The sequence below is a fragment of the Emticicia sp. C21 genome (assembly GCF_003418935.1).
GTDB lineage: Bacteria > Bacteroidota > Bacteroidia > Cytophagales > Spirosomataceae > Emticicia.
Window position 1 is genome coordinate 118,926 of record NZ_QVMT01000006.1, and the last position, 23,167, is coordinate 142,092.

Below are 23,167 nucleotides of genomic sequence, written 5' to 3' on the forward strand. Positions count from 1 at the left end.
CAGACCACGTAGTTTAGTTCAATGAAAAAGTAGGCACTTTCATTACTACAGAATTATTAAACATCAATTCTGTAATAGTTGGGCGCATATAATCGATTAATGGAAATTCGGCGATAATATCCATCACTTCTAATTCGTCCTGGGCATTCACAATACACCAGAGTCTGCTTCTGTCAGACGATAAAGCATATGATTGTAGTTTTCCCTCCTCTAACAATTGATTTACAGCAATTCGTTGATAGGGAATTTTGGCAATGAAACTTTCAGGGAAAGGCACTGGCAAATCAAATTCCACCATAAATTGAGTCATAATCTCTCCTAATTTTAATAATACAATACACAAAATCTATACCACGCTCAATTGTCACTTTTTGGTTTAAATCAGCAGCTGGTTTGATAGGTTATAAATTTCTCTCACTAATATAAACAAGTTTTCGTAAAAAAACGTTTTCTTTGCAAAACTTATCTCAAAAGGGGTGCCTTAATATAACGGGCTGAGATTATACCCATCGAACCTGATACAGGTAATTCTGTCGAAGGGAGAGAGAATAGAACTATAGTGTGCGCAGCTATAGAACTGTTTGCGATTTCCAATTAAAATTTTGTTTCACCAATAGAGCCGTTTTGGGCTCACAAGATTTTACTCCTTTACCTTGTTAAAATTTTCGTTAACCAATGAAAAAATTAACAAAAACTGTTATAAGCATTCTTTTTAACCAACAAAAGTTTCTCAAAAAAGCCATTTCGGTTCTTGTCTTATTTCATGCCTTTTTCACATCCACCTTTGCACAAGATGATTCTACCAAAATCAAAGAATTGAATGAAGTTGTCGTAAAATCGACCCGTGCAAATGAAAAAACGGGTATGGCTTTTACCAACGTGTACCAGCGAGATATCAAAAAACAAAATCTCGGGCAAGACTTACCGTTCTTATTAAATCAATTGCCATCGGTTGTAGTAAGCTCTGATGCCGGAGCAGGAGTGGGCTATACAGGTATCCGTATCCGTGGCTCAGACCCTACCCGTATTAATGTAACGCTCAATGGGGTGCCTTATAATGATTCTGAATCGCAAGGGACTTTCTGGGTGAATATGCCGGATTTTGCCTCCAGTGTGCAAAGCATTCAGGTACAACGCGGAGTAGGAACCTCAACCAATGGTTCAGGGGCTTTTGGCGCAAGTCTGAATATCAGTACTCTTGGGTATGAGCGTGAGGCTTTTGGCGAAACTAACCTATCTTATGGCTCTTTTAATACGATGAAAGCCAATATTCTGGCAAGTACAGGTTTATTGAATAACCATTTTGTCGTAGACGCGCGTTTATCAAAATTAGCCTCTGATGGCTATGTAGATAGAGCCAGTTCTGATCTGAAATCCTTTTATGTATCTGCCGGATATTATAACAAAAGTAACTTTATCAGATTGAATGTATTCTCAGGCAAAGAAGTCACCTATCAATCATGGAATGGAGTGCCTGAAAGTATGTTGAAAACCAATCGCACCTACAATGCGTATACTTATCCTAATCAGGTTGATAATTACCAACAAGACCATTATCAGTTGATTTCTTCCTTTAGATTAAGCAACCATTGGACATTTAACCCAACCTTACATTATACCAGAGGAAAGGGGTATTATGAAGAATTTAAAGAGGGGGCAGACCTTGCAGCCTATAAGCTGCCTAACGTAATAATCGGGGGAGATACCATTGCAAGCACCGACTTAGTACGTAGAAAATGGTTAGATAATCATTTTTACGGAGCTACTTATTCGTTTGATTACAGAAGCAATAAAAAGTTATCAGCCAATATTGGTGGCGCTTGGAATCGTTATGCCGGGCATCATTATGGTGAAGTAATCTGGACGAAATTTGCCATGACCCCTTCAAACGCTTATCGTTGGTATAAGAGCTATTCTGAAAAAAGCGACTTCAATGTTTTTGCAAAGTTGTTTTATCAGTTAACAGACCAATTCAATCTATTTGTTGATGTACAATACCGCAAAGTAGATTATGATATGAATGGAACTGGCGACAAATTGCAGGACATTACCCGAAATACTTCTTTCCAGTTCTTTAATCCTAAACTGGGTTTGAATTATCAGTTAAATAGTAAAGCTTCGGTATATGCCTCTTATGCAGTAGGAAATAAAGAACCAAACCGCACTGATTTTATAGACAATGTAAAAGTGCCAAAACCTGAGCATCTGGAAGATTTAGAAGCCGGCTATCGTTGGGCCAATCAAACATTTAGTTTTGATGGTAACTTCTATTACATGAACTACAAGAATCAGTTGGTACTTACAGGACAGGTAAATAGTGTAGGAGAGGCGATTCGTGTCAATGTGCATAAAAGTTATCGGGCAGGGATAGAATTGGTAGCTAACTGGAAATTTGCTTCACAGTGGCGTTTGAATGCCAATGCAACTTTCAGTCAGAACAAGATTAAGAACTTTACCGAAACCATTGTAAATTATGATGGAGAGGCAGATAAAATAAATCAATTCAGTAAATCAGATATTTCATTTTCACCGAATATAATTGCGGGCGGACAATTATCATACTCACCAGCTAAAAATCTTGAATTTGCCTGGTTGCCAAAATATGTGGGTAAACAATATATGGATAATACGGCTGACGATAACCGTAAGTTAAACGCTTTCTTTGTAAATGATTTACGGGCCAATTACACTATCTATCCAAAGATTGTGAAAGAAATGACCTTTAGTGTATTAGCTAATAATATCCTGAATCACCTGTACGAATCGAATGGGTATACTTATAGTTATATCTATGACAGACAGGTAATTACTGAAAACTTCTACTATCCGCAAGCAGGTACTAATTTTTTAGTGGCTGTGAAGGTTAGGTTGTAAGATGTTTTTAAAATTTCTCCTTCTTGGAAAGGAGGAGAAATTTTAAAAATAATAGTATTGTTTTTTTAAATTATCTCCACTCCCTTCCCCTGAAAGCCATTCAGTGCTTCATCCATTGGGCTTAGATTAGTTATCAAATAATCAACCGCTGAAAAATCACATATTTTGTAGGCTTCCTGCAAATGTAGTTTTTCTTCAATCACGCAACAGACTGTTTTCTTAGCCGAGCGCATCATTTTCTGCTTAATCAGCGATTCTTCGTAATTCCTGATGCTCAGACCTTCATTCGGGTCAATTCCATTGATACCAATAAAATAATAATCGGCATTAATATGGTCGAGCTGGTGATAGACTTCACTTCCTAAAGTAATCTGATAGCGTTTAAAATAACTTCCACCTAATAAGATTACCTCAAGACTAGGATGGTCATTGAGCACCATCGCCAACGCCGGACTATTAGTTACAATAGTAGCTTCTAACATTTTAGGCAATTGCTGCGCCATAAAAAAGTTGGTTGTGCCACCGTCCATGATAATAGTCTGATGATTTTCGAATAAGGTCAGCGCTTTTTTGAATAAGATATTTATTTCATCGCTGCTTGTCAATCCTTTCTTCGCATCGCTCACATAAGGCAGGTAAGAGTTGATAACAGCACCGCCGTGTACTTTTTTCAGCAGTCCTTTATCTTCTAATTCAATAATATCACGACGGATACTATCGTATGAAACATTCAAAAACTTGCTCAAATCCGTGAAATTAATCTTTTTGTCGGTGGCGAGTTTTTCCAAAATTAGGGTTTGTCTTTCTTCTTTTAGCATAGTTTTGCAAACTGTTTCACAAATATTGCAAAATTTTGCAATATTTTCTTGCATTGTATATTTTATTTTGCATATCTTTGCATCAATTAACCTATACTGTAACTTATGATGTAAGAAATTACCTTTGGAAATCGCTCTTGTGGCGATTCCAAAGGCCTTCATCAAAGGAAATATTTATGAGTAGATAAAAAGATTTTTTGCGTTTGATATAATTTTTGATGTTAATACACTTTTTTACCTTAGTTAAATAGATGGTTTATGGGAAAGGTCGAAACGCTTGGTTCGATCTTTTTGTTTTTTACTAGAATAATTTTCGCTGTAATCAGTTTATAAGAGCATGTTTTTAAATTGGGGTTCGATCTGTGGAGGAAGAATAGCAAAATTTAAGCATGCTTTAATTTTTTCCGTCTTATTAGAGCCTGTTTAAATATTGTCTTTCTGACCGAAAAGGGCGGTCCGCCGCCGCGCGGGCGTATTTTGCAGGCGTAGCCAGCAGCTACCGGTACGCCGAGCGGACGAAAAAATACAACACAGTATAACTGAAAAAGATACCTTTGAAGGTCGAAATATAATATTTAAATAGGCTCTTAAAATAAACAAATTTTTTTCTACGTTTTATAATTAAAACCTTCCTTGCATAATGAATTGACTTTTACTGATTTACGTGCTATCCTATTATTGTTTCTGCCCGCTATTTCAGAAAAGCTGATTCTTGTTTTTCTTCTATTTATTTCATTTGTCTGTTTAATTGCTATATTCGTTAAAATTAATAAAACGAAAGCATGGCTTCTGAAAAAAACAAAGGTGAACTTCTCAAACTTCTTGGTGTTGGTTTTGGTATTGCAGTGACAATTGGCGGAACAATCGGTACAGGTATTTTGCGGAAGCCCGGCCCTATTGCTGCCAACCTTGGTGACCCGACACTTATTATGTTGGTTTGGATATTAGTAGCCATCTATGCTTTTTTGGGAGTTTTGTGTGCCATTGAATTAGGTGTGTCTATACCTAAAGCCGGTGCCTGGTATGTATACGCCCGCAGAGCCTTTGGTAATTATGTAGGTTTCATAACAGGTATCACAAGCTGGATGGGAACAGTAGCTGCCCTTGGCTTCGGGGCCTATACCATGAGCGAATTTATAGCATTGATGCTGCCTGATACCGAATCTGTAGTAAGATACATGGCCATAGGAATTCTGATTTTATTGATGTCCTTTCACTGGTTAGGTACTAAATCAGCAGGCCGTTCGCAGGAGATTCTTTCGTTTTTAAAAGCTATCGGTCTATTCGCTTTTGTAATTATCTGTTTTGTCTATGGTGGTGAAGTAAAAACCGCTGAATTAGTGGCCACCACCGAAAGAGTAAGCAAACCCGCTTTATTGACAGGATTAATTGTGTCTTTACAATCAGTGTTCTATACCTTTGATGGCTGGCATACAGCCGCCTATTTTTCGGAAGAAAGCACCGATCCTGCTAAAAATTTACCAAAATCTATGATAAGCGGTGTACTAGTAATCATTGCTATCTATTTGCTTGTCAATCTGGCTATCTTATATATTATGCCCATGGATATGCTGGCTACTTCTAAATTGGCGGCTTCTGATGCTATTAAATTAATATTCGGGGAAAAATCAGCTATGGTGGTAACCTTTTTCCTGACGCTTTCCATTTTTGGGATTTTGAATGCCCAGATTATGTTCTCGCCAAGAGTGATTTATTCCATGAGTCGCGATGGTCTATTCTTTAAAGCCGCACAAAAAGTCAATAGTGGTGGTACACCTGCTATTGCTATGCCTCTGACGGGTATTTGTTCAATCCTCTTGATTCTTAGTGGGAAAGATACTTGCGAAAAACTCTCAGATATAGCAGTTTTCTTTTTTGTATTATGCTACATTGCAGGATTTGCCAGTTTGATTATGTTGCGCAGAAAAGAACCCGAATTACCAAGACCATATAAAGTGTTTGGCTATCCGTTTATCCCCTGGTTATTAATTGTTATTTCTCTCTTGTTTTTGATAGGTGCCGTTTATCAGGACATCAAAAGCAGTGGTTATGCATTAATCTTCCTGATTATTAGTTATCCTCTGTACTTATTGACTAAAAAATTAAATCAATAGCGGCTTGTTATTATTTTTCAAATAGCCATATTTGTGGCAAATTTCATGCCCTATGACCAAGAGAAAATACGCCCTTTTGGCTGTTGGAGAATTGTTAGCTGATTTTATTGGCACTGAGTTGGCAGATAATCTATTAACTACAGAGAGATTCCAGCGTTTTCAGGGTGGTAGTCCATCGAATCTGGCGGCTAATATGGCTCGATTAGGGAACAATACAGCTATTGTTTCTTGTGTGGGTAATGATAATTTGGGGACTTATCTCATAGATAAAGTAAAAGAAACAGGAGTTGATACAAAATATATAGTAATTGATGAATTGACACCTACTACGATAGTAGTAGTTTCGAGGTCGAAAGGAACACCTGATTTCATTGCCTATCGGGAAGCTGACCGGATGATTCAATCAGCTCATATATCAGATGATTTATTAAAAGATGTATCAGTTTTTCATACAACCTGTTTTGCTTTAAGCAGAAATCCTGCACAGGAGAGCATCGTGGAAGCAGCTGGAAGAGCAGCTAAATTAAAGTGCCAGTTGAGTATTGACTTAAACTATGCACCACAGATATGGCCAGATAGAATTAATGCGCATGAAGTTGTGAAAGCCTATGTAGCCAATGGGGCGTTTGTGAAAATGAGTGAGGATGATGCCGTGCGTTTTTATGGCAAATCAGTTGAGCCTGATGAGGCAATCGCAGATTTTCACACCTGGGGAGCAAAACTGATATGTTTTACGTTAGGAAGTAAAGGAAGTATTGTTTCGGGTAATCAGGGGCGTTCAAGAGTCTTGGTAGAGGGAAAGAAAATAGACGTGAAAGATACCACAGGTGCAGGAGACTCGTATTGGGCAGGTTTTCTGACGGCTTATTTAGATGGTTTTACGCCTGAAATATGTGCCAAAGCCGGAGCAAATATAGCCGCATTGAAGTTAAGCACCCTGGGACCATTGCCCGCCAAAGTAGACAAAGCATTGTTATATCATTAAATAGTATCCGATTATTTACCAAAGAAAAATGAGAAATTTTATTTCGCTGAAAGATGTTGAAAATGTTCAGGAATTAGTAAATGAAGGAATTCGTCAGAAAAAATCACCTTTCGCCGATCAGGCTTTAGGAAAAAATAAAACCATCGGTTTAATCTTCTTTAACCAGAGTTTAAGAACCCGTTTGAGTACACAAAAAGCGGCCGAAAATCTGGGTATGAATGTGATGATAATGAATGTGGGGCAGGATAGCTGGCAATTGGAAATGGAGGATGGCGTAATAATGAATGGTGACAAAGCCGAACACGTAAAGGAAGCGGCTGCCGTAATAGGTAGCTATTGTAATATAATAGCTGTAAGGGCCTTTGCGGGTCTGCAAGACCGTGCAGCAGATTATCGGGAGATTGTGATGGAAAAATTCAAGCAATACGCAGGAGTGCCTATCGTAAACCTTGAATCAGCTACACGTCACCCATGCCAGTCTCTGGCAGATTTGATTACTATTCAGGAGTGTAAAAAAGTAGAGCGCCCAAAGGTAGTATTAACCTGGTTGCCACACTTTAAACCTTTACCACAAGCCGTGGCAAATTCCTTCTGCGAATGGGTAAATCAGACTGATTATGAGTTTATCATTACACATCCGGAAGGATATGAATTAGCTCCTGAATTTGCTGGCAATGCCAAAGTAATTTATGACCAGAATGAAGCGCTGAAAGATGCTGATTTTGTCTATGGTAAAAACTGGTCGTCATATACTAAATATGGGCAGGTGCTTACACAAGACTCATCATGGATGATTACCCGGGAGAAAATGGAATTGACCAATAATGGTTTGTTTATGCACTGTTTACCTGTGCGCCGCAACCTGAAAGTTAGTGATTGGGTATTGGATAACCAATCAGTAGTTATCCAGCAGGCAGCAAACAGAGAGTGGTCGGCACAGGCTGTTTTAAAGAATATTCTAATAGATTTATAAGCTCGTAGAGTTAGAAATTAGCACAAAAAAAATTCATCAACTGATATTATTTCTTCATTATCTCTAGTATAGTATGCTTGCATACTATACCTCTGTTATTTATTTTTGTTAAATCTATCACAAATCATCAATCAAATACTATAAATCAATGGCAGTCGCAACATTAGAAGGTCTTAATTTTAATTTAACAGAGGAGCATTTAGCTGTAAAGGCAGCCGCTCGTGAATTTGCCCAGACAGAACTACTACCTACTGCAATAGAGCGCGATACACACTCAAAATTCCCGACAGAGCAAGTAAAAAAAATGGGAGAGTTAGGCTTTTTAGGCATGATGGTATCACCTGAATATGGTGGTGGCGGCATGGATACTGTTTCATATGTGTTAGCTATGGAAGAAATATCGAAAGTAGATGCTTCAGCTTCAGTAGTGATGTCGGTAAATAACTCTTTAGTGTGCTGGGGATTAGAAACCTTTGGAACAGAGGAACAAAAACAGAAATATCTGACTCGTTTGGCAAGTGGGCAAATAATAGGTTCGTTTTGCTTATCAGAACCGGAAGCAGGGTCTGATGCCACTTCACAAAGTACTACAGCAATAGATAAAGGAGACCATTATCTGGTAAATGGAACAAAAAACTGGATTACGAACGGCGGCACTTCATCGGTTTCTTTAGTAATAGCTCAAACTAATGTTGAATTGAAACATAAAGGTATCAATGCATTAATCATAGAAAAAGGCTGGGATGGATTTGTGATTGGTAAGAAAGAAGATAAAATGGGTATTCGTTCATCAGATACACACTCTCTGATGTTTACTGATGTAAAAGTGCCTAAAGAAAATAGAATAGGAGAAGATGGCTTCGGATTCAAATTTGCCATGAATACACTTAATGGTGGTAGAATCGGTATTGCTGCTCAGGCATTAGGTATTGCTGCAGGTGCTTATGAATTGGCCTTAAAATATTCAAAAGAGCGCAAAGCATTTGGTAAAACTATCAGCGAACATCAGGCAATCCAGTTTAAGCTGGCTGAAATGGCTACTAAAATTGAAGCAGCCCGCTTATTGGTATATAAGGCAGCTCGTTTAAAAGACGAACACAAGGATTATATCGAAGCGGCTGCTATGGCTAAGCTATTTGCCTCAGAAGTAGCCATGTGGGCAACCACAGAAGCCGTACAAATTCATGGCGGATATGGCTATGTGAAGGAGTATCATGTGGAGCGTTTAATGCGTGACGCCAAGATTACACAGATTTATGAAGGTACTTCTGAAATCCAAAAACTGGTAATTGCACGTGAGATTCTGAAATAGTTTGTTAATCAGTAGCACAAAACATATAATTCATTGTATTAAAAAAGGCTCATTTTGGGCCTTTTTTTGTGCAAAACAGGGGTGGGTTATTGGAATTTTACCTAATAATACAATATTACTGATGTATATACATATAAATTAAATTAGACTATTTCGAGAAAAATGGACTGATTTTTGTAAAAAAATATAATTAAAGGAACATCTTTTATCTTTTGTTTGTTAGAAAAAAAATGAGAAAATATTAGTTTTGTCCAATATTAGTTAATACATTGCGTTTAGTATTCTAAGCTATCACGAAAATGCTCCAACAAAATGGAAGATTATAATAAGATTATTGAATCTCTTGGTGTGAAATTCGCTAAAGCACGCCACATAAGAATTTTGCAAACAGTTAGAATTAAAAACGTTTATGACGTTGAAAACACTATTTTGGTACTATATGATGGAGATGTAAAATTAGCAGGTAACGACGAACGTGTGCAGCCGGGTGATTTGCTTTTTATACCAGGAGGAAAAGCCGCAACCATTACGTATGGAGCAGGAGAGCCAAAAAATATCTCGTTTGAAGAGTTCATGACTCGTCGCGAAAGTTATTGGGAAACCTTGTCTGATTCATCAAATGTCGGCAGAGTTCCTAATTCATTCGGTTTAATAGCTTTTGAGGCAAAAGTTTTCGATTCTGTAAACTTCTTTACTTCATTAGATATTCCGCCATTTTTTATCAAACAACATTCAAAACTGGGTTCATTGATTCATGACATTCTGAAAGAAGATTTTTCAGATGAAGTAGGTCGTGGCCGGGTAATCAGAAATAAAACAGAAGAAATAGTTATTGAGATTGTACGCCATATCTTAAAACATAGAATGTTTGTAGAGCAATTGGCAACTAATAGTACTTATTTCAAAGACCCTCGTTTGATTGACATCTTTACTTATATCAAAAATAGTCTGGCTGGCGATTTGTCGAACAAACAATTGGCAAACGTAGCTAACGTATCAGAAGATTACGTAGGTCAATACTTCAAAATGCTGACAGGTATCAATCCACAGGATTATATCGAGTACCAACGTATGGAGGCTGCGGTAACTTTACTTCGCACTTCGAAGAAAAGTATCCGTGCCATTGGTCATGAAGTAGGTTATAAAGATACAGCATATTTCTGTCGTCGTTTCAAAATGATGTTTGGTATTCCGGCAGGTAAAATGAGACGCAGAGAGTCTTTAATGATTGGTTAAAACCGATTTGTTTATATAAAAAGCCACTGCTAGAAATAGCAGTGGCTTTGTTGTTTCTATGTATCACAATTTTTCAAATCGTCTTTTAGTAACCAACACGATTTGAAAAATCGTGATACACTCCTTAGTTACTAATCTTCAAATCCTCCAGTTTTTCTATTACTATCTGATTGCGGCCTTTGTGAACACTTATTTTTCCGCTGGCTACCACTTTCTTTCCTGTTAGTGTTTTTTCGTCAATAGTTGTTTTCTCCAATACCTCTTTAAATAATACTACGGTCAATGGAGTATTCGGATAGGCTTCATCTAAATTTATCAGCAAAAAAGGTGCTCGCTCGCCTGTCTCAAAACGTCTGGCACCTGCTACTACGCCTTTTACTACTACTTGTTTGTCAACATAAGCGGTTACTTTATCTGTAGTTAAGGTATCTGTCTGTGAATAAGCAGCACTTAGGGCACAACTAAGCAATGCTACTAAAAGTAATTTTTTCATTGGGAATGTTTTAAGATGAAGAATTGCTAAATGATTATGAATTTTAAACGTTACCGGACTTTCCCTTAGTGCGTTTGTTTTAAATATTCTGCCAGGCTTAAAAGCAAAAGAGGTAATTACTTGATTATCAAATAACTACCTCTTTTTGTTGTTGACCCACTAGGATTCGAACCTAGACATACAGAACCAAAATCTGTTGTACTACCCTTATACTATGGGTCAATCCTGAAATGTGAGTGCAAAATTAATATTTTCTCTCTAATGAAGCAAGTATGCCAAAGAAAAAAAGTAAAATTTTACCAATTTTTTACTTTTTCATTAATTAAGTCCAATAAAAACTGGGTTTTCTGCCCTATTTTGCCAGAACCTAAAACATGGTCATCCACTCGGGTAATAGGCAGTACTCTTTTGGTAGTACTGGTAGTAAATACCTCATCCGCTTCTAATAATTCGGTGAATGTCACCCCTCTTTCCTCAATTTTGAAATGCCCTTGTGCCAGCGCTAAAGTCGTGCGTCGGGTAATGCCTTTCAGAATATCAGTATCAGGGGTTATTAATGTATCACCTTTAAATATAAATACATTGCTACGGCTCAATTCACTGATATACCCGTTTTTGTGGAATAGCACATCTGATGCCTTTGCCGCTTTAATATCTTGTTGCAATATCATAAAATGCTTATAATCGGTGCTTTTTACTTCCGGCAAATCTCTTACAAAATTATAAGCAATTACCTTTATCCCATTGATATACTCCTCTGGTTTTACCGGATGTATATCTTCACTGATGATTAACAAATTAGGACTACTACTAGAAACACTATCTTCCGAATAACCACCAGTCAATATAAAACGAATGGCACAATCACCCAGGTCCGACTTTTCAATCAGCTGCATCACTACTTTGTAGGCTTCCTCTTTCTGAATCGGATTCGGTAATCTTAAAAGCCTTGCCGAGCGCTCGTATCTTTCCCAATACCAATCCCATTGAAACGGACGGCCATTGTAAGTACGGAAATAATCGAAAAGACCGTAGCCACGCAGTAGTCCAAGGTCAGTAATATGCACACTGGTTTGCTCTACCGAGCCAATTTTGCCATTAAAGTAGCAGTGATGAGCCATTAGAATTGTTTAATTTGTTCAACCTCACAAAGGTATCATTTTCCAACATTTGTCTCAAAAAAATCTCCTTTATTCCACGTAGGTCTTTCAGGATTCTGCGCTACCAGGTAACTTACCAGAAAGTTTACCTGTGCATATTTCTTTCCGGCCGACCATATAAACGTATCATTTACCTCGTCAGACGGTTTATGATAATTGGCGTCTCTCCACACTTTCACTTTGGCTGCCAGGTCTTTCTCGATAGTGGTTTTCTTATAACCGTATTTAATATGTATAGCAGGAATACCTGCTTTTACAAAATTATACTGGTCACTTCTCACAAAACGTCCCTCTGTTGGGTCAGGGTCAGGTTCTACATTTAAGCCTACATAGCCGGCGGCCTCTTCCACTACTTTCCATAAACTGCTATGTTCGGCGCCCAGTGGTGCTACTGACTCCAGAGGAGCTAAAAGCGTAGGCATATCAGTATTAATATCTGCTACAATTTTGTCTTTTGGCAAGGTTGGTAAAGCCGTAAAATAGCCCGAGCCTAATAAGCCTAATTCCTCGGCTGTCATCAGGGCAAATACAATCGACCGTTTGGGTTTAGTCGCAAGCTTTGAGTAAGCACGGGCAATCTCTAAAGCACAAGCTACACCTGAAGCATTATCATGTGCTCCATTATAAATAGAATCACCATTCACAGGCTTGCCGACACCTACATGGTCGAGGTGCCCTGAGTGAATCACAAACTCGTTTTTCAGTTTAGGGTCAGAGCCTTCAAATTTACCTATCACATTATAGCTTTCAATATCATCAAAAGTAGATTCATAATGTCCGCTGATACCACTTTTCAGAGTTTTACTTACGTATTTACCTGTTTCTACTGCTTTCCAGATGCTTTCCAGATCTTCACCCTCAGCCTGCATCAATTCTTTCAATAAAGCTACCGAAATGCCACCGGCAGCCTGAATCTTACCACCAAAAGCAGAGGCTGAGCTGGCTCTCGTGCCATCTGGCAGAATAGCCGCCCCAATACCATTGACCGACATATTGTTACTAATGGCTTTAAACTGAACGGTATTGGTGGTATAGTTACAAACCAATACGCCAATAGCTCCGTTTTTAGCCGCATATTCCTGCAAAGTGGCCGGATACTGCAAATGCAACTTCACGTTAGCCGATAAATTATCAGGTACTTTGCGCAGGATAACCACGATTTTGCCTTTTACATCCAGACCTTTATAATCCTCAATCTTGATTTTCGGTGCGTCAAAACCGGTACCTACAAAGGCCAGCGGTGCATCTAAATCAATAGATTTTTTTTCCGGGTGCGGGTACACATAGAAATCAGTGCCCAATGCCAAAGGCTTTTTATCGCCATTGGGTAGGGTCAATACTAATGCCGTTTTATCTTTATTCAGTTTGCTTTTTCTCAGCGTTACTTTTTGGCGATAAGATCCATTTTCTCCGGCTGGTTGCAGCCCTATTTCTTTATATTGTTTTTCTATATACTCTACAGCCATCATATAGCCTTCTTTTCCGGGCTGTCTGCCTTTCAGTTTGTCGTCTGCCAGATATACCACATGGGCTTTAATACGGTTCGTATCAATCTGATTAATGGCCGACTGAACATCAGCATTTAACGATTTTTGGGCACAAGCCAGTAAAGGCATTAAGGAAAGCAAAAGACAAAACGCGCGTTTCATAGAAATCAGTCAGGTATGGTTTGTTGAAAAACTTTTCCGCTAAGTTAAGGAAAAAATACTTAGCGTTAGGTTCGAACTTATATAATCCATTTTAGTGGTTACTTTAATAATCCTGGAACCATCTCTGTCCTCTTTCAAAAAGGTTCCTACCATATTGGTAACCTTTTCAGGTTGATTTTTACTGACTTTTACTTTCAAAGGCTCTTTTTTCAAAAAGGTTCCCCCCGTATAGGAAACCTTTTTCGGTTCGGTTTTACGGATTTTTACTTTCACAGGCATTTCTTTTAAAAAGGTTCCCACCGTATTGGTAACCTTTTTGGGTTCAATTTTACTGACTTTTGCTATCGCAGCCTCTTGTTTTAAAAAGGTGCCCACCATATTAGTAACCTTTTTTGGGTCAGTTTTGGTGACTTTTACTCTCATAGGCCCTTCTTTTAAAAAGGTGCCCACCATATTGGTAACCTTTTTCGATTCCATTTTGGATGCTGGAACTTTGGTAGCGTAAGTTATATATCTTCTACCTGTGTTAACTTTATTTTCTTCTTCCATTGCAGTAGTTGTTATGCAGACGACTAGTTGCGAATTGAAATTTAAGACTTGACATATGCTAAATTTCCGGCTTTGGATTGTGTTTTCAAAGTGTTTGGGAAGGTTTTTGGTTTAATCAGACTGTTACAAAGCCGGCTCAAAAGTTTTTCAGGTAAATAATATTCTGTCCGGCAGAGTCTCTCGTGCGCGCATGCAAAAAGCCAAGCAAGAGGACTCTGACATGCCTTAGTCTGTGCGATACTTTTATCAATTTTTAACCAAGAGGCAGCTATCTTTTAGTGATAAGACCTTTGCGGCAGAGTCCCCTTGCTTGGTTTAGGCTTACACACACGGGAGACTCTGCCGAAACATCATAATCAGACTATTGTGTTATTCCCTGCGCTTCATCTACTAAGTTACTGATTAGAGAACCCTTTATTTCAGCGCCTAGCCCGGCGCCTGAGCGAGTCGAAGGCCGTGCGATAGCCATTTTTGTGCAGATACTATGATAAATCCTACTAATTTCGAAAGATTAAACTTGTTTTTAATTTAATAGTTTATTCTTTATTTCCTTATATATCTATAGTATAAATGCTTTGCATTGCTTTAACTTATACTTTGCCAATGCTTTATTGAATGATTGGTATAGGTTGGTGAAGAGAAAAATGAATGGGCGAGCTTAATATAGAAAGTAAATAATATTGTCGAAATATATTTGAGGCGTGTTTAGCCTAATTAAATGAAGCTTTATTCATACAAATAAAAACATTAAGTTGGTCTGGAATCGAATCAAGAAGCTAAGCTTCTCTTTGACTAATTCATCATCAATGCGCCACCCAAAACCCAAATTTGATTTGTTCTACAGAGTAATATTTCGTCCAACTCATTTGCCTCAATTTCTTCAATACAAATAGCGAGTTCTGGATAAGATTGAGCAGTTTTCCATCCACAAAATTCAAAAATCCATTTTGCATCTTTTTCTGATTTCGCAAATCCATCATTTTTATGCCATATAGGGAAATTTCCATCTAAGCTAAGAATAATCGCTGTTTTAATCATAAAAATTATTTTTAGCCAATATTAAAAAAAAGGAGGGTAAATTCCTACCCTCCCGTGAACAAACTAATATTATCAGACAATTAGGAACTTAATAACTTAGCTTTAGCTTTACTGCTGGATATTGATTTTGAAATAGCAATAGTTAATATAAATATTCCTAAACCTATTAGAAAAGCAATTATTTTCCCTTCTTCTGCGTCTGCTTTTGTGCTAATTGAAACACCTTGTGCCCCAACGTTGATTTGATTATATACCATAAATTAAGTTAAATCATAAACTGGTGCCGTAGGTGCTTCCTTTTTTACAACCTCAATAGCTTTGTCTCTATTATAAGAGGTTGTATAACCCTCTGAACTCCGAGCGATTATTTCATTATTTTTAGCAACTAAATTGAAACGATAGTCACTTGGCTTATCAATTCTTCGATAATTGTTATCATAAGGAGCGTGAGCCTTAACAGAGGCTATTCCATCTTGACAACTTTGTTTTGTAATATAGCTTTCGCTTGATAAAATTTGTTCTCCGTTCGAGGCCTTAAAACGGAAATAATATTGAAAATTGGTGCCTCTGAAAATTTGAAAACTTGACATGGTAATTGTTATTATTGTTTAAAAAATAACAGTCCAATCTTTGGTTTTTGACCAAAAGGCATTAAATTTGTACAACAAAAGGGTGGTAAGGTGAGCGAACCTCCGCCCCCTTGTAAATTGTCTGGTGGAACATACAATTTATATAAGAACAATGCTCATGGACTGGAAACCTGCATTGTTCTTTTTTTATTCTAGGTCATCTTTCTTCCGCTCTCTAATACGTGGTTTAAGTTTATAATATTTTTCTTCATCAAAAATTACCTCGGTAATATCGTAGATAACTTTTTGATGTTCATAATCTATTCCTATCGAATCGAAAAGTCCTTTGGTGTTTGCATAAAAATATTCACCTGCTTTTGCAATTGAAAAAGTTTCTTCGTCTTCTTCATTAGTAATAACGAAGTATAGAATTTTGTCCTTTTCAAAATCTTCTCCGAATCCTATCTTTATAAATTTTGAATTATCAATATTTAATTTTTTTTGCGCATTAGAATTAAAGCCCAATCTTCCAGATATGTGAATTGTTGCCTTAACATTGGAATCCATGTCAACGGATTTGAAAAACCGTATCTTCATAATTCAATAATTTATTAGAAATGTATCACAAATATAATAATTTAATTGTATGAAAAACAAAACTTGATAAATAATTTATTCCTTTCAATTTCCTTGTATCATCCCTTACAATATTACCTTGCCTTAAAAAATGATCTCAATACATCATTTTTCTATATTATTTTATTGCAATAGATAATATACTAATAAATGCTTATGTAAATAGATAATTTATCTTTTATAATTATCTAACGGATACAAATTTAGAGAAAAAATATTTTCTGGATAAAGTGTATGATTTATATTTTCACCAATTATTTTTAATTTATATAATGTAGATTTAGAAAAATATGGAAAATCTTTAGAAGTAACGAATTATGGATTGAGTCATGCAGAAAATCGAAAATACATATATGATAATTTTATGTATAATAAAAAATTACGTAGGAGATGATACGAATTCGTATATTCATAATGAATTTGAGTTTCATTCCAGTTAGATCCTTTTAGTGCCCATAAACAACTTTGTTTCGTTTGTACTAAAGAATAAATAACTTTGCCTACTAAGTAAAACAAACTTACAAACTCATGGATAGCCAGGAAACCCACATCCAATCAGAATGGCAGAAATTCAGCCATTTATTCAAACGAGAAGAGGTTCCGGCAAAAACAATTTTACTAAAGGAAGGAGAAATCGCCAAAAAAATTTACTTCATTGAAAAAGGTTGTTTCAGGCTTTCGCTCAACAATGATGGTACAGATATTACCTTTCAGTTTTTCTTTGAGGGTGAGGGTATATCCTCTGCCGAAAGTTTCCGGTACAACCAACCAAGCCTTTATTCCATTGAAAGCCTCGAACCATCTATCGTACATTCATTGACCAAAGCAGATTATCTGACAATCATTGAAAATTCGCCATTAATTAAGCAAAACATCGAAGAACAAACCGTTCAACGGCTTCTCTACATCGAAAAACTTTTTCTGTCCAGAATAAAAAACAGTCCTGAAAAACGATACAAAGAATTACTGGAACAATACCCGAAAATTCTTCAAAGAGTGCCTCAACATTATATCGCTTCTTTTCTGGGTATTACCTCAGTTTCTTTAAGCAGAATCCGAAACAGGCGATAGCGTTTATTAACAATTGTTATCGTCGAAAAACTGTATGATGACGAATTTTGTATCAACAAAGTTTAACAATCAAAATTCGAAAATCATGCAAAACTTCACAATTCAAATCCCTGACAGCGAAATTAACTACCTCAATCAAAGATTGGCCAATGCCCGTTGGGCTGATTCAACTACCGACAACAACTGGGAAAAAGGCGTACCGACAGCCTATTTAAAAAAAGTAGCAGACTATTGGCTAAACAAATTTGACTGGAAAAAACAAGAGGCTATCCTCAATCAATTTCCGCAGTTTATCACCGAAATCGATGGGCAGACTATCCATTATTTACATATTAAATCAACCAGACCTAATGCCACGCCTTTGATGCTTGTTCATGGCTGGCCGGGTTCATTTGCTGATTTTATCAGGGTTATTGAACCGCTTACTAACCCACAAACTGAAGACCAGATAGCTTTTGATTTGGTTATTCCGTCTATCCCCGGCTTTGGTTTTTCAATACCCGTAAAAGAGAAAGGCTGGAATATGATTAGAATTGCCACGGCGTTCACCACCTTAATGAAGAATCTGGGTTATGAGCAATTTGCCGTTCATGGGGGCGATATGGGAGCAGGCATTGTGGGTATTGTGTCGGGTGTGGCAGCATATAATTTGATTGGCACACATATCAATTCAGATTTTTTTGCAGTGGCAGGGCTCGGCATGTTTCCTTCTGATAATTCCTTTTTTACCAATGAAGAAAACGTACGTTTAGAACGAATGAAACAATACAAAAAAGACGGAACAGCCTATTTAGAAATCCAGTCGACAAGACCAAATACCATTGGCATTGCGCTATCAGATAGCCCAATCGGACAATTAGGCTGGATACTTGAAAAATACAAAGAATGGTCAGACGAAGATAAGAATCTACCCGAAGATGCCATTGATATTGACCAGATTCTCACGAACGTATCCTTATACTGGTTCAATCAATTGGGGGCATCAAGCGCACAGATTCTTGCTGAGAATATGAGTATGGCTTTCGATTGGGGTGGCGATAATTCACAAGAAGCCAACCAATGGACACCTCCAAAAGTCCCATCAGCAATGGCTTGTTTCGGAAAAGCAGCAGACGAATCTTTATTGAAAAAACTGACTTCATTGATGGGCGAACCGGATAGATTTACTTTTTATGAGAAAGGCTGCCATTTCCCAGCAATGGAAGTACCGGATGCGCTGGTAAATGATATCAGAGCATTTTATGCAGGCATAATTAAATAGATTTTTGGGAGACTGGTAAGTGCATAAAATCCATTAATTTTATGCACTTACCAGTCTAAATAAAGCTCTATAGTCTTTCTAGTTATACCTGATACTCTTCTACATTATCAATCCAATTTGCTTAGCATGTGCAATGGCATCATCTGTATGCTTAAACTGAAAGGTGTAAATATTTTTGTTTGTGATAGCATTCATCATTTCTAGAGTAATGCTTTCTTTTTCTGCACTTACATTTCTGATATATATAGCTGCAACTTGCCCGGGATATTTATTGGCAATAGCCATATAAATTTCCGGATCTTTTTGTGAGTTATCTCCCAGCAAAACAAATTTTTGCTTCGGAAATGCGTGCAGAATTCTTATGACCCGCGCTAGTTTTCCCTGGTGTTTGGTTCTACCGGTTTTCAATAATTGATACCATTCTTTTATCTGATTCAGTAAAAAAGCACCTTTAGGTAAGTCGTTATGCTTAAAAAACTCATTCAGGTAATCATACAGATTCCACTCACTGCTCGAAACATAGAAAAACGGATTGAGTAAATCGGGAGTTGTGTGGCTCAATGAAAGCAACTGGTAAAACTTGACTACATCATCAAAAGTTTTTCGGCTACGTGGGTTTTTGGTAAACATCACACGTAGTTTTTTGCCTGGCCTGACAGAATGGGAAATGAGGACAGTATCGTCAATATCAGAGATAAAACCATACTGGGTAGAGTGTGGGATAAAAATTTTACCCTGTCCCGAAACAATTGGCTGGTTTTGTGTATTTACTAGACAAATGGTTATTTCATGCCATCCGGCAGTCACTTCGGTAGCAGATTCCCATTCAAATTTAAAGAAACCGTCAGATTCGGTCGTACTATACAGCTGTTGATTCCCCCATTGCAGACTTACGCGGACATTGGCTAATGGTTTTACGAAAAACAGTCTGACTAACTGTACCACATTTATGAGAATATTATTACTGAATTTATCCGGTTTGGCGGGTTTCCCGGCCAGAACATGACCATATACAACCAGATTATGCGTATGGCCGTAGCCATGATATACTTTTACGAAAGCCTCTGAATTTTCCATTATGACACAAACTAATTCTAAGATTCTATTTATAGTCAATCCTGTTTCAGGAAGAAATAACACTGACTGGGCTTCTTTAATAGCCGATTATTTTAAATCAACGCAGCATCACATTAAAATTTATGAGCTGACAAAAAACTGTAATATAGAAACAATAAAAGAGCAGATTAAGTTATTTCGGCCTGAGCAGGTGGTTGCCGTTGGAGGAGACGGTACTATCAAATTAGTAACCGAATGTGTGATAAATACGAATATAAAAGTCGGCATTTTTCCTGCAGGTTCAGCAAACGGGCTAGCCAATGAGCTTAAAATATATGCAAACAATGCGCTGGACATTATTGCCAAAGGCTTTTCAAAAAAGATTCACTTAACCAATATTAATGGTGAACTATGTATTCACTTAAGCGATATCGGGCTGAATGCCTATGCTATGAAAAGGTTTAAAAACCAGAAAGTGCGTGGTATGTGGGGCTATTTTATCGCTTCTCTGAAAGTGCTTACTCAGAATCCAAAAATGGAGATAAGCATGCGTATTGACAAGAAAGTAGTTAAAATAGAGGCCGAAATGATTGTCATTGCCAATGCCACAACATATGGAACAGGGGCAGTTATTAATCCAATCGGGCGATTGGATGATGATTTATTTGAAGTAGTAGTGGTTAAAAAAATATCTGCTAAGGAGGTTTTCAAAATGGTCTTCACGCACAAAGAGTATGATTTAGATAAAACCGAAGTTTTTCAGGCTAGTTCACTATCTATGCATTCAAGAAAAAAAGCACATTTTCAGATTGACGGCGAATATCTCGGGAAAATACAAAGCCTGAAAGTAGAACTCATTCCCGATGCTATCGAATTGGTAGTGCCTGAAGAATAATTGTTGCTATTTTTTTAACAACTATGTGACCACTCGGCTTAAAAACTTCCCTAACTGCTCCCTAAGCAATTATAACTTACCCGTTTCTTTCGCTTGAGAGCTTCCTGCATAGTATCCCTTTGGCACTATATATGTCTTAATCTATTAAATATTGTAGAATTACTTGCTCATTAAATTAGAGACTTCAGAAGTATTCTAATTTAACATCCCATAGAAACCCCAAGCGGTTATTAATAGATGTTGGTACATTTTTATGTTTAACAAATAAGATACTTTAAACTATTTTTTAAATATGAAAACCACAAAATCAAATTCCGCAACTGCAACGTCAGAAAAAAATGGCGAAAAATTAAAAGAACTGTTTGTTGATGCCCTGAAAGACATTTATTGGGCCGAAAAACATCTCATGAAAGCACTTCCAAAATTGGCTAAGGCCGCTACTTCGGAAGAACTGAAAGCGGCCTTTGAATCACATCTCACAGAAACAGAAGGCCATGTAACTAAAGTAGAACAGGTTTTTGAAGAGATTGGCGAAAAAGCCAAAGCCAAGCATTGCCCGGCTATGGAAGGTTTAATCGAAGAAGGGCAAGAAGTAATTGAATCTACCGATAAAGGTACATCTGTAAGAGACTGCGGGCTGATTATGGCCGCACAAAAAGTAGAGCATTATGAAATAGCTTCTTATGGCTCTCTGAGAAACCTGGCAGGTCTTTTAGGCTACAAAAATGCGGCTAAATTACTTCAATCTATCCTAGAGGAAGAAACTGCTGCAGATGAAAAATTAACAAATTTAGCCGAATCTCAGATTAACGAGGAGGCTCTTCAGGAATAACAAGATAAGATTTAAAATTCTGGTTATGAATAAGCCTTGTAAAATTTTATAAGGCTTATAACTCTTTATTGCCTATAATTTAATCTGACTTTCGATTGTCGTCAGTGAAAGGCTGTGATTTAAAATACATGGTTTATTAAAACAATACTAATGCTTTGACTATGAATGGAGTGCTCATGCAATATTTTGAGTGGTATTATCCTGCCGATGGTACCCTGCGGGGGAAATTAACAGAAGAGGCAGAAAACATCTCTAATTTAGGGATTACAGCAGTTTGGGTACCTCCTGCCTGTAAAGGAGAACAAGGCAAGGAATCAAGAGGATATGATATCTACGATTTTTATGATTTAGGAGAGTTCGACCAGAAAGGTACAATAAGAACTAAATATGGAACCAAAGAAGAATATATCCGGATGATAGAAGCTTTACACCAATATCATATACAGGTATATGCAGATGTGGTCTTCAATCATTTAGCAGGTGCAGATGAAACAGAGAGAATATGGGTCAGGAAAATGAATCCGGAGAGTAATACAGAATTCATTAGCGAGCCTTTTGAGATAGAAGCAGCTACGCGTTTTACTTATCCGGGCAGAAACAAGAAATATTCAGACTTCATCTAGGATTATAACTGTTTCAGCGGGGTAGGTTATGCAGAAGATTTAAAAGAGGAAGGAGTATTTAATATTTTGAATGAGTATGGTTATACCTAGGAAGAAGTAATAGGAAACGACAAAGACAATTATGATTTTCTGATGTTATCAGACATCGAATACAGAAATCGGGAGGTACGCGAAGAATTAAAAAAATGGGGTAAGTGGTATTATGAAACTACTCATTTTGATGGGATACGATTAGATGCCCTCAAACATATTACACCCGGCTGGCCTGTTGAATGGCTGGATTATATGCGGCAACAGGTGAATCCAGATTTAGTAGCAATAGGTGAGTACTGGACGGCTGAAAAAGTGGATATGATGGAGAAATATATTGAAGCTACTGAAGGTAGAATCAAATTATTTGATGCCCCGCTTCACTACAATTTCTGTCGTGCTTCTAATTGTGACAAAGACTTCGATCTGAGAACAATCTTCGATAATACCCTTGTACGTACACATCCTACGTTAGCCGTAACATTCGTAGATAACCACGATACACAGCCTATGCAGGCTTTAGAATCTTGCGTTGAATCCTGGTTCAAAACAATAGCTTATGCGCTCATCCTCCTAAGACAGGATGGATATCCTTGTATTTTCTATGCCGATTTCTATGGTGTTAAATATCAGGACAAAGGCAAAGATGGTACCCAATGTAAGGTCGTTCTCCCGCAATTGAAAGAAATAAAAAAACTATTGGTACTTCGTAAGAAATATGCCTATGGCGAACAAACAGATTATTTCGACCATGAAAACTGCATCGGTTGGGTAAGAAGTGGTAGTGAAGAAGGTCCCGGTTGTATAGTACTACTCACTAACTGTGAAAAAAGTGAAAAGCGAATGGAAGTGGGCGCCCGATATGCAGGCAAAAGCTTTGTAGATTTTCTTCATCCAAATAGTGAAGAAGTTATCATTGATGAAGACGGGACAGGAGTGTTTCAGGTAGAAGCCAAATCCGTTTCAGTATGGGTTTTAAAAGAAGAATAATTA

General features: G+C 37.3%; 23 protein-coding genes, 1 tRNA gene and 1 riboswitch. Of the genes, 12 read left to right on the top strand and 12 right to left on the bottom strand.

Going from position 1 to position 23,167, the window contains the following annotated elements; all coding sequences use genetic code 11:
* Positions 1 to 13: 13 nt before the first annotated feature.
* Positions 14 to 310 (bottom strand): muconolactone Delta-isomerase family protein, encoded by a 297-nt coding sequence (locus tag D0T08_RS15135; protein ID WP_116983510.1) that lies wholly within the window; start codon positions 308 to 310, stop codon positions 14 to 16.
* Positions 311 to 462: 152 nt separating this feature from the next.
* Positions 463 to 560, top strand: a riboswitch (TPP riboswitch).
* 115 nt (positions 561 to 675) lie between these two features.
* Here D0T08_RS15135 and D0T08_RS15140 point away from each other — a divergent pair.
* Positions 676 to 2,874 carry a TonB-dependent receptor gene (locus tag D0T08_RS15140; protein WP_116983511.1) on the top strand — a complete coding sequence of 733 codons (2,199 nt, stop codon included), beginning with the start codon at positions 676 to 678 and terminating at the stop codon, positions 2,872 to 2,874.
* Between the two features lie 65 nt (positions 2,875 to 2,939).
* Here the strand turns inward: D0T08_RS15140 and D0T08_RS15145 are convergent, their stop codons facing one another.
* Positions 2,940 to 3,692 carry a DeoR/GlpR family DNA-binding transcription regulator gene (locus D0T08_RS15145; protein WP_116983779.1) on the bottom strand — a complete coding sequence of 251 codons (753 nt, stop codon included), beginning with the start codon at positions 3,690 to 3,692 and terminating at the stop codon, positions 2,940 to 2,942.
* A 782-nt stretch (positions 3,693 to 4,474) separates the two neighbouring features.
* Between D0T08_RS15145 and D0T08_RS15150 the strand changes: the two genes are divergently transcribed.
* The 5 genes from D0T08_RS15150 (at position 4,475) to D0T08_RS15170 (ending at position 10,312) form a co-directional block, all read left to right on the top strand.
* Positions 4,475 to 5,806, top strand: coding sequence for an APC family permease (locus D0T08_RS15150; protein WP_116983512.1), 1,332 nt, complete (start codon positions 4,475 to 4,477; stop codon positions 5,804 to 5,806).
* A gap of 52 nt (positions 5,807 to 5,858) precedes the next feature.
* Positions 5,859 to 6,791 (top strand): carbohydrate kinase family protein, encoded by a 933-nt coding sequence (locus D0T08_RS15155; RefSeq protein WP_116983513.1) that lies wholly within the window; start codon positions 5,859 to 5,861, stop codon positions 6,789 to 6,791.
* Positions 6,792 to 6,819: 28 nt separating this feature from the next.
* The gene (locus tag D0T08_RS15160) at positions 6,820 to 7,764 is read left to right on the top strand and encodes an N-acetylornithine carbamoyltransferase (protein WP_116983514.1); all 945 of its coding nucleotides are present in this window, start codon (positions 6,820 to 6,822) and stop codon (positions 7,762 to 7,764) included.
* A gap of 148 nt (positions 7,765 to 7,912) precedes the next feature.
* Positions 7,913 to 9,076: an acyl-CoA dehydrogenase gene (locus tag D0T08_RS15165; RefSeq protein ID WP_116983515.1), complete on the top strand. Its 1,164-nt coding sequence runs from the start codon at positions 7,913 to 7,915 to the stop codon at positions 9,074 to 9,076.
* 312 nt (positions 9,077 to 9,388) lie between these two features.
* Complete coding sequence (locus tag D0T08_RS15170; protein ID WP_116983516.1) at positions 9,389 to 10,312, top strand: AraC family transcriptional regulator; 924 nt, start codon at positions 9,389 to 9,391, stop codon at positions 10,310 to 10,312.
* 124 nt (positions 10,313 to 10,436) lie between these two features.
* Here the strand turns inward: D0T08_RS15170 and D0T08_RS15175 are convergent, their stop codons facing one another.
* The 9 genes from D0T08_RS15175 to D0T08_RS15210 all read right to left on the bottom strand — a co-directional run bounded on the left by D0T08_RS15175 (position 10,437) and on the right by D0T08_RS15210 (position 16,337).
* Positions 10,437 to 10,805, bottom strand: coding sequence for a hypothetical protein (locus D0T08_RS15175; protein ID WP_116983517.1), 369 nt, complete (start codon positions 10,803 to 10,805; stop codon positions 10,437 to 10,439).
* 151 nt (positions 10,806 to 10,956) lie between these two features.
* Positions 10,957 to 11,027 (bottom strand) — tRNA-Gln (locus D0T08_RS15180).
* A 74-nt stretch (positions 11,028 to 11,101) separates the two neighbouring features.
* Complete coding sequence (locus D0T08_RS15185) at positions 11,102 to 11,926, bottom strand: aminotransferase class IV (protein WP_116983518.1); 825 nt, start codon at positions 11,924 to 11,926, stop codon at positions 11,102 to 11,104.
* Between the two features lie 35 nt (positions 11,927 to 11,961).
* A complete protein-coding gene (locus D0T08_RS15190) occupies positions 11,962 to 13,614 on the bottom strand; it encodes a M20/M25/M40 family metallo-hydrolase (RefSeq protein ID WP_116983519.1) in 1,653 nt (550 codons plus the stop codon).
* Positions 13,615 to 13,653: 39 nt separating this feature from the next.
* Positions 13,654 to 14,163, bottom strand: a complete 510-nt coding sequence (locus D0T08_RS15195; protein ID WP_116983520.1) for a BspA family leucine-rich repeat surface protein — start codon at positions 14,161 to 14,163, stop codon at positions 13,654 to 13,656.
* 792 nt (positions 14,164 to 14,955) lie between these two features.
* Entirely contained in the window at positions 14,956 to 15,201 is a 246-nt protein-coding gene (locus tag D0T08_RS15200) for a hypothetical protein (RefSeq protein ID WP_116983521.1), read from the bottom strand.
* An 80-nt stretch (positions 15,202 to 15,281) separates the two neighbouring features.
* The gene (locus tag D0T08_RS27600; RefSeq protein WP_158561276.1) at positions 15,282 to 15,458 is read right to left on the bottom strand and encodes a hypothetical protein; all 177 of its coding nucleotides are present in this window, start codon (positions 15,456 to 15,458) and stop codon (positions 15,282 to 15,284) included.
* 3 nt (positions 15,459 to 15,461) lie between these two features.
* Entirely contained in the window at positions 15,462 to 15,791 is a 330-nt protein-coding gene (locus tag D0T08_RS15205) for a YegP family protein (RefSeq protein ID WP_116983522.1), read from the bottom strand.
* A 186-nt stretch (positions 15,792 to 15,977) separates the two neighbouring features.
* A complete protein-coding gene (locus D0T08_RS15210; RefSeq protein ID WP_147322783.1) occupies positions 15,978 to 16,337 on the bottom strand; it encodes a hypothetical protein in 360 nt (119 codons plus the stop codon).
* 597 nt (positions 16,338 to 16,934) lie between these two features.
* Here D0T08_RS15210 and D0T08_RS15215 point away from each other — a divergent pair.
* Together D0T08_RS15215 and D0T08_RS15220 are read left to right on the top strand one after the other, a co-directional pair.
* Complete coding sequence (locus tag D0T08_RS15215; protein ID WP_116983524.1) at positions 16,935 to 17,477, top strand: Crp/Fnr family transcriptional regulator; 543 nt, start codon at positions 16,935 to 16,937, stop codon at positions 17,475 to 17,477.
* 85 nt (positions 17,478 to 17,562) lie between these two features.
* The gene (locus tag D0T08_RS15220) at positions 17,563 to 18,738 is read left to right on the top strand and encodes an epoxide hydrolase family protein (protein ID WP_158561277.1); all 1,176 of its coding nucleotides are present in this window, start codon (positions 17,563 to 17,565) and stop codon (positions 18,736 to 18,738) included.
* A gap of 99 nt (positions 18,739 to 18,837) precedes the next feature.
* On the opposite strand, the gene D0T08_RS15225 is transcribed toward D0T08_RS15220, so the two are convergent.
* Positions 18,838 to 19,815: an App1 family protein gene (locus D0T08_RS15225; RefSeq protein WP_116983526.1), complete on the bottom strand. Its 978-nt coding sequence runs from the start codon at positions 19,813 to 19,815 to the stop codon at positions 18,838 to 18,840.
* A gap of 1 nt (position 19,816) precedes the next feature.
* On the opposite strand from D0T08_RS15225, the gene D0T08_RS15230 reads away from it, so the two are divergent.
* The 4 genes from D0T08_RS15230 to D0T08_RS27795 all read left to right on the top strand — a co-directional run bounded on the left by D0T08_RS15230 (position 19,817) and on the right by D0T08_RS27795 (position 23,164).
* Positions 19,817 to 20,689: a diacylglycerol kinase family protein gene (locus D0T08_RS15230; protein ID WP_116983527.1), complete on the top strand. Its 873-nt coding sequence runs from the start codon at positions 19,817 to 19,819 to the stop codon at positions 20,687 to 20,689.
* A 292-nt stretch (positions 20,690 to 20,981) separates the two neighbouring features.
* Positions 20,982 to 21,521: a ferritin-like domain-containing protein gene (locus D0T08_RS15235; protein ID WP_116983528.1), complete on the top strand. Its 540-nt coding sequence runs from the start codon at positions 20,982 to 20,984 to the stop codon at positions 21,519 to 21,521.
* 161 nt (positions 21,522 to 21,682) lie between these two features.
* Positions 21,683 to 22,144, top strand: coding sequence for an alpha-amylase family glycosyl hydrolase (locus tag D0T08_RS27790; RefSeq protein ID WP_199538167.1), 462 nt, complete (start codon positions 21,683 to 21,685; stop codon positions 22,142 to 22,144).
* 99 nt (positions 22,145 to 22,243) lie between these two features.
* Positions 22,244 to 23,164, top strand: a complete 921-nt coding sequence (locus D0T08_RS27795) for an alpha-amylase (RefSeq protein ID WP_255413523.1) — start codon at positions 22,244 to 22,246, stop codon at positions 23,162 to 23,164.
* Positions 23,165 to 23,167 lie beyond the last annotated feature (3 nt).

Coding starts and splice junctions, on each gene's coding strand:
- D0T08_RS15165 (WP_116983515.1), top strand. CDS start 7,913: ATGGCAGTCGCAACATTAGAAGGTCTTAATTTTAATTTAACAGAGGAG.
- D0T08_RS27600 (WP_158561276.1), bottom strand. CDS start 15,458: ATGGTATATAATCAAATCAACGTTGGGGCACAAGGTGTTTCAATTAGC.
- D0T08_RS15145 (WP_116983779.1), bottom strand. CDS start 3,692: ATGCTAAAAGAAGAAAGACAAACCCTAATTTTGGAAAAACTCGCCACC.
- D0T08_RS15135 (WP_116983510.1), bottom strand. CDS start 310: ATGACTCAATTTATGGTGGAATTTGATTTGCCAGTGCCTTTCCCTGAA.
- D0T08_RS15225 (WP_116983526.1), bottom strand. CDS start 19,815: ATGGAAAATTCAGAGGCTTTCGTAAAAGTATATCATGGCTACGGCCAT.
- D0T08_RS15195 (WP_116983520.1), bottom strand. CDS start 14,163: ATGGAAGAAGAAAATAAAGTTAACACAGGTAGAAGATATATAACTTAC.
- D0T08_RS15170 (WP_116983516.1), top strand. CDS start 9,389: ATGGAAGATTATAATAAGATTATTGAATCTCTTGGTGTGAAATTCGCT.
- D0T08_RS15220 (WP_158561277.1), top strand. CDS start 17,563: ATGCAAAACTTCACAATTCAAATCCCTGACAGCGAAATTAACTACCTC.
- D0T08_RS15230 (WP_116983527.1), top strand. CDS start 19,817: ATGACACAAACTAATTCTAAGATTCTATTTATAGTCAATCCTGTTTCA.
- D0T08_RS27790 (WP_199538167.1), top strand. CDS start 21,683: ATGAATGGAGTGCTCATGCAATATTTTGAGTGGTATTATCCTGCCGAT.
- D0T08_RS15200 (WP_116983521.1), bottom strand. CDS start 15,201: ATGATTAAAACAGCGATTATTCTTAGCTTAGATGGAAATTTCCCTATA.
- D0T08_RS15190 (WP_116983519.1), bottom strand. CDS start 13,614: ATGAAACGCGCGTTTTGTCTTTTGCTTTCCTTAATGCCTTTACTGGCT.
- D0T08_RS15210 (WP_147322783.1), bottom strand. CDS start 16,337: ATGGATTCCAATGTTAAGGCAACAATTCACATATCTGGAAGATTGGGC.
- D0T08_RS15215 (WP_116983524.1), top strand. CDS start 16,935: ATGGATAGCCAGGAAACCCACATCCAATCAGAATGGCAGAAATTCAGC.
- D0T08_RS15150 (WP_116983512.1), top strand. CDS start 4,475: ATGGCTTCTGAAAAAAACAAAGGTGAACTTCTCAAACTTCTTGGTGTT.
- D0T08_RS15140 (WP_116983511.1), top strand. CDS start 676: ATGAAAAAATTAACAAAAACTGTTATAAGCATTCTTTTTAACCAACAA.
- D0T08_RS15235 (WP_116983528.1), top strand. CDS start 20,982: ATGAAAACCACAAAATCAAATTCCGCAACTGCAACGTCAGAAAAAAAT.
- D0T08_RS15160 (WP_116983514.1), top strand. CDS start 6,820: ATGAGAAATTTTATTTCGCTGAAAGATGTTGAAAATGTTCAGGAATTA.
- D0T08_RS15185 (WP_116983518.1), bottom strand. CDS start 11,926: ATGGCTCATCACTGCTACTTTAATGGCAAAATTGGCTCGGTAGAGCAA.
- D0T08_RS15175 (WP_116983517.1), bottom strand. CDS start 10,805: ATGAAAAAATTACTTTTAGTAGCATTGCTTAGTTGTGCCCTAAGTGCT.
- D0T08_RS15155 (WP_116983513.1), top strand. CDS start 5,859: ATGACCAAGAGAAAATACGCCCTTTTGGCTGTTGGAGAATTGTTAGCT.
- D0T08_RS15205 (WP_116983522.1), bottom strand. CDS start 15,791: ATGTCAAGTTTTCAAATTTTCAGAGGCACCAATTTTCAATATTATTTC.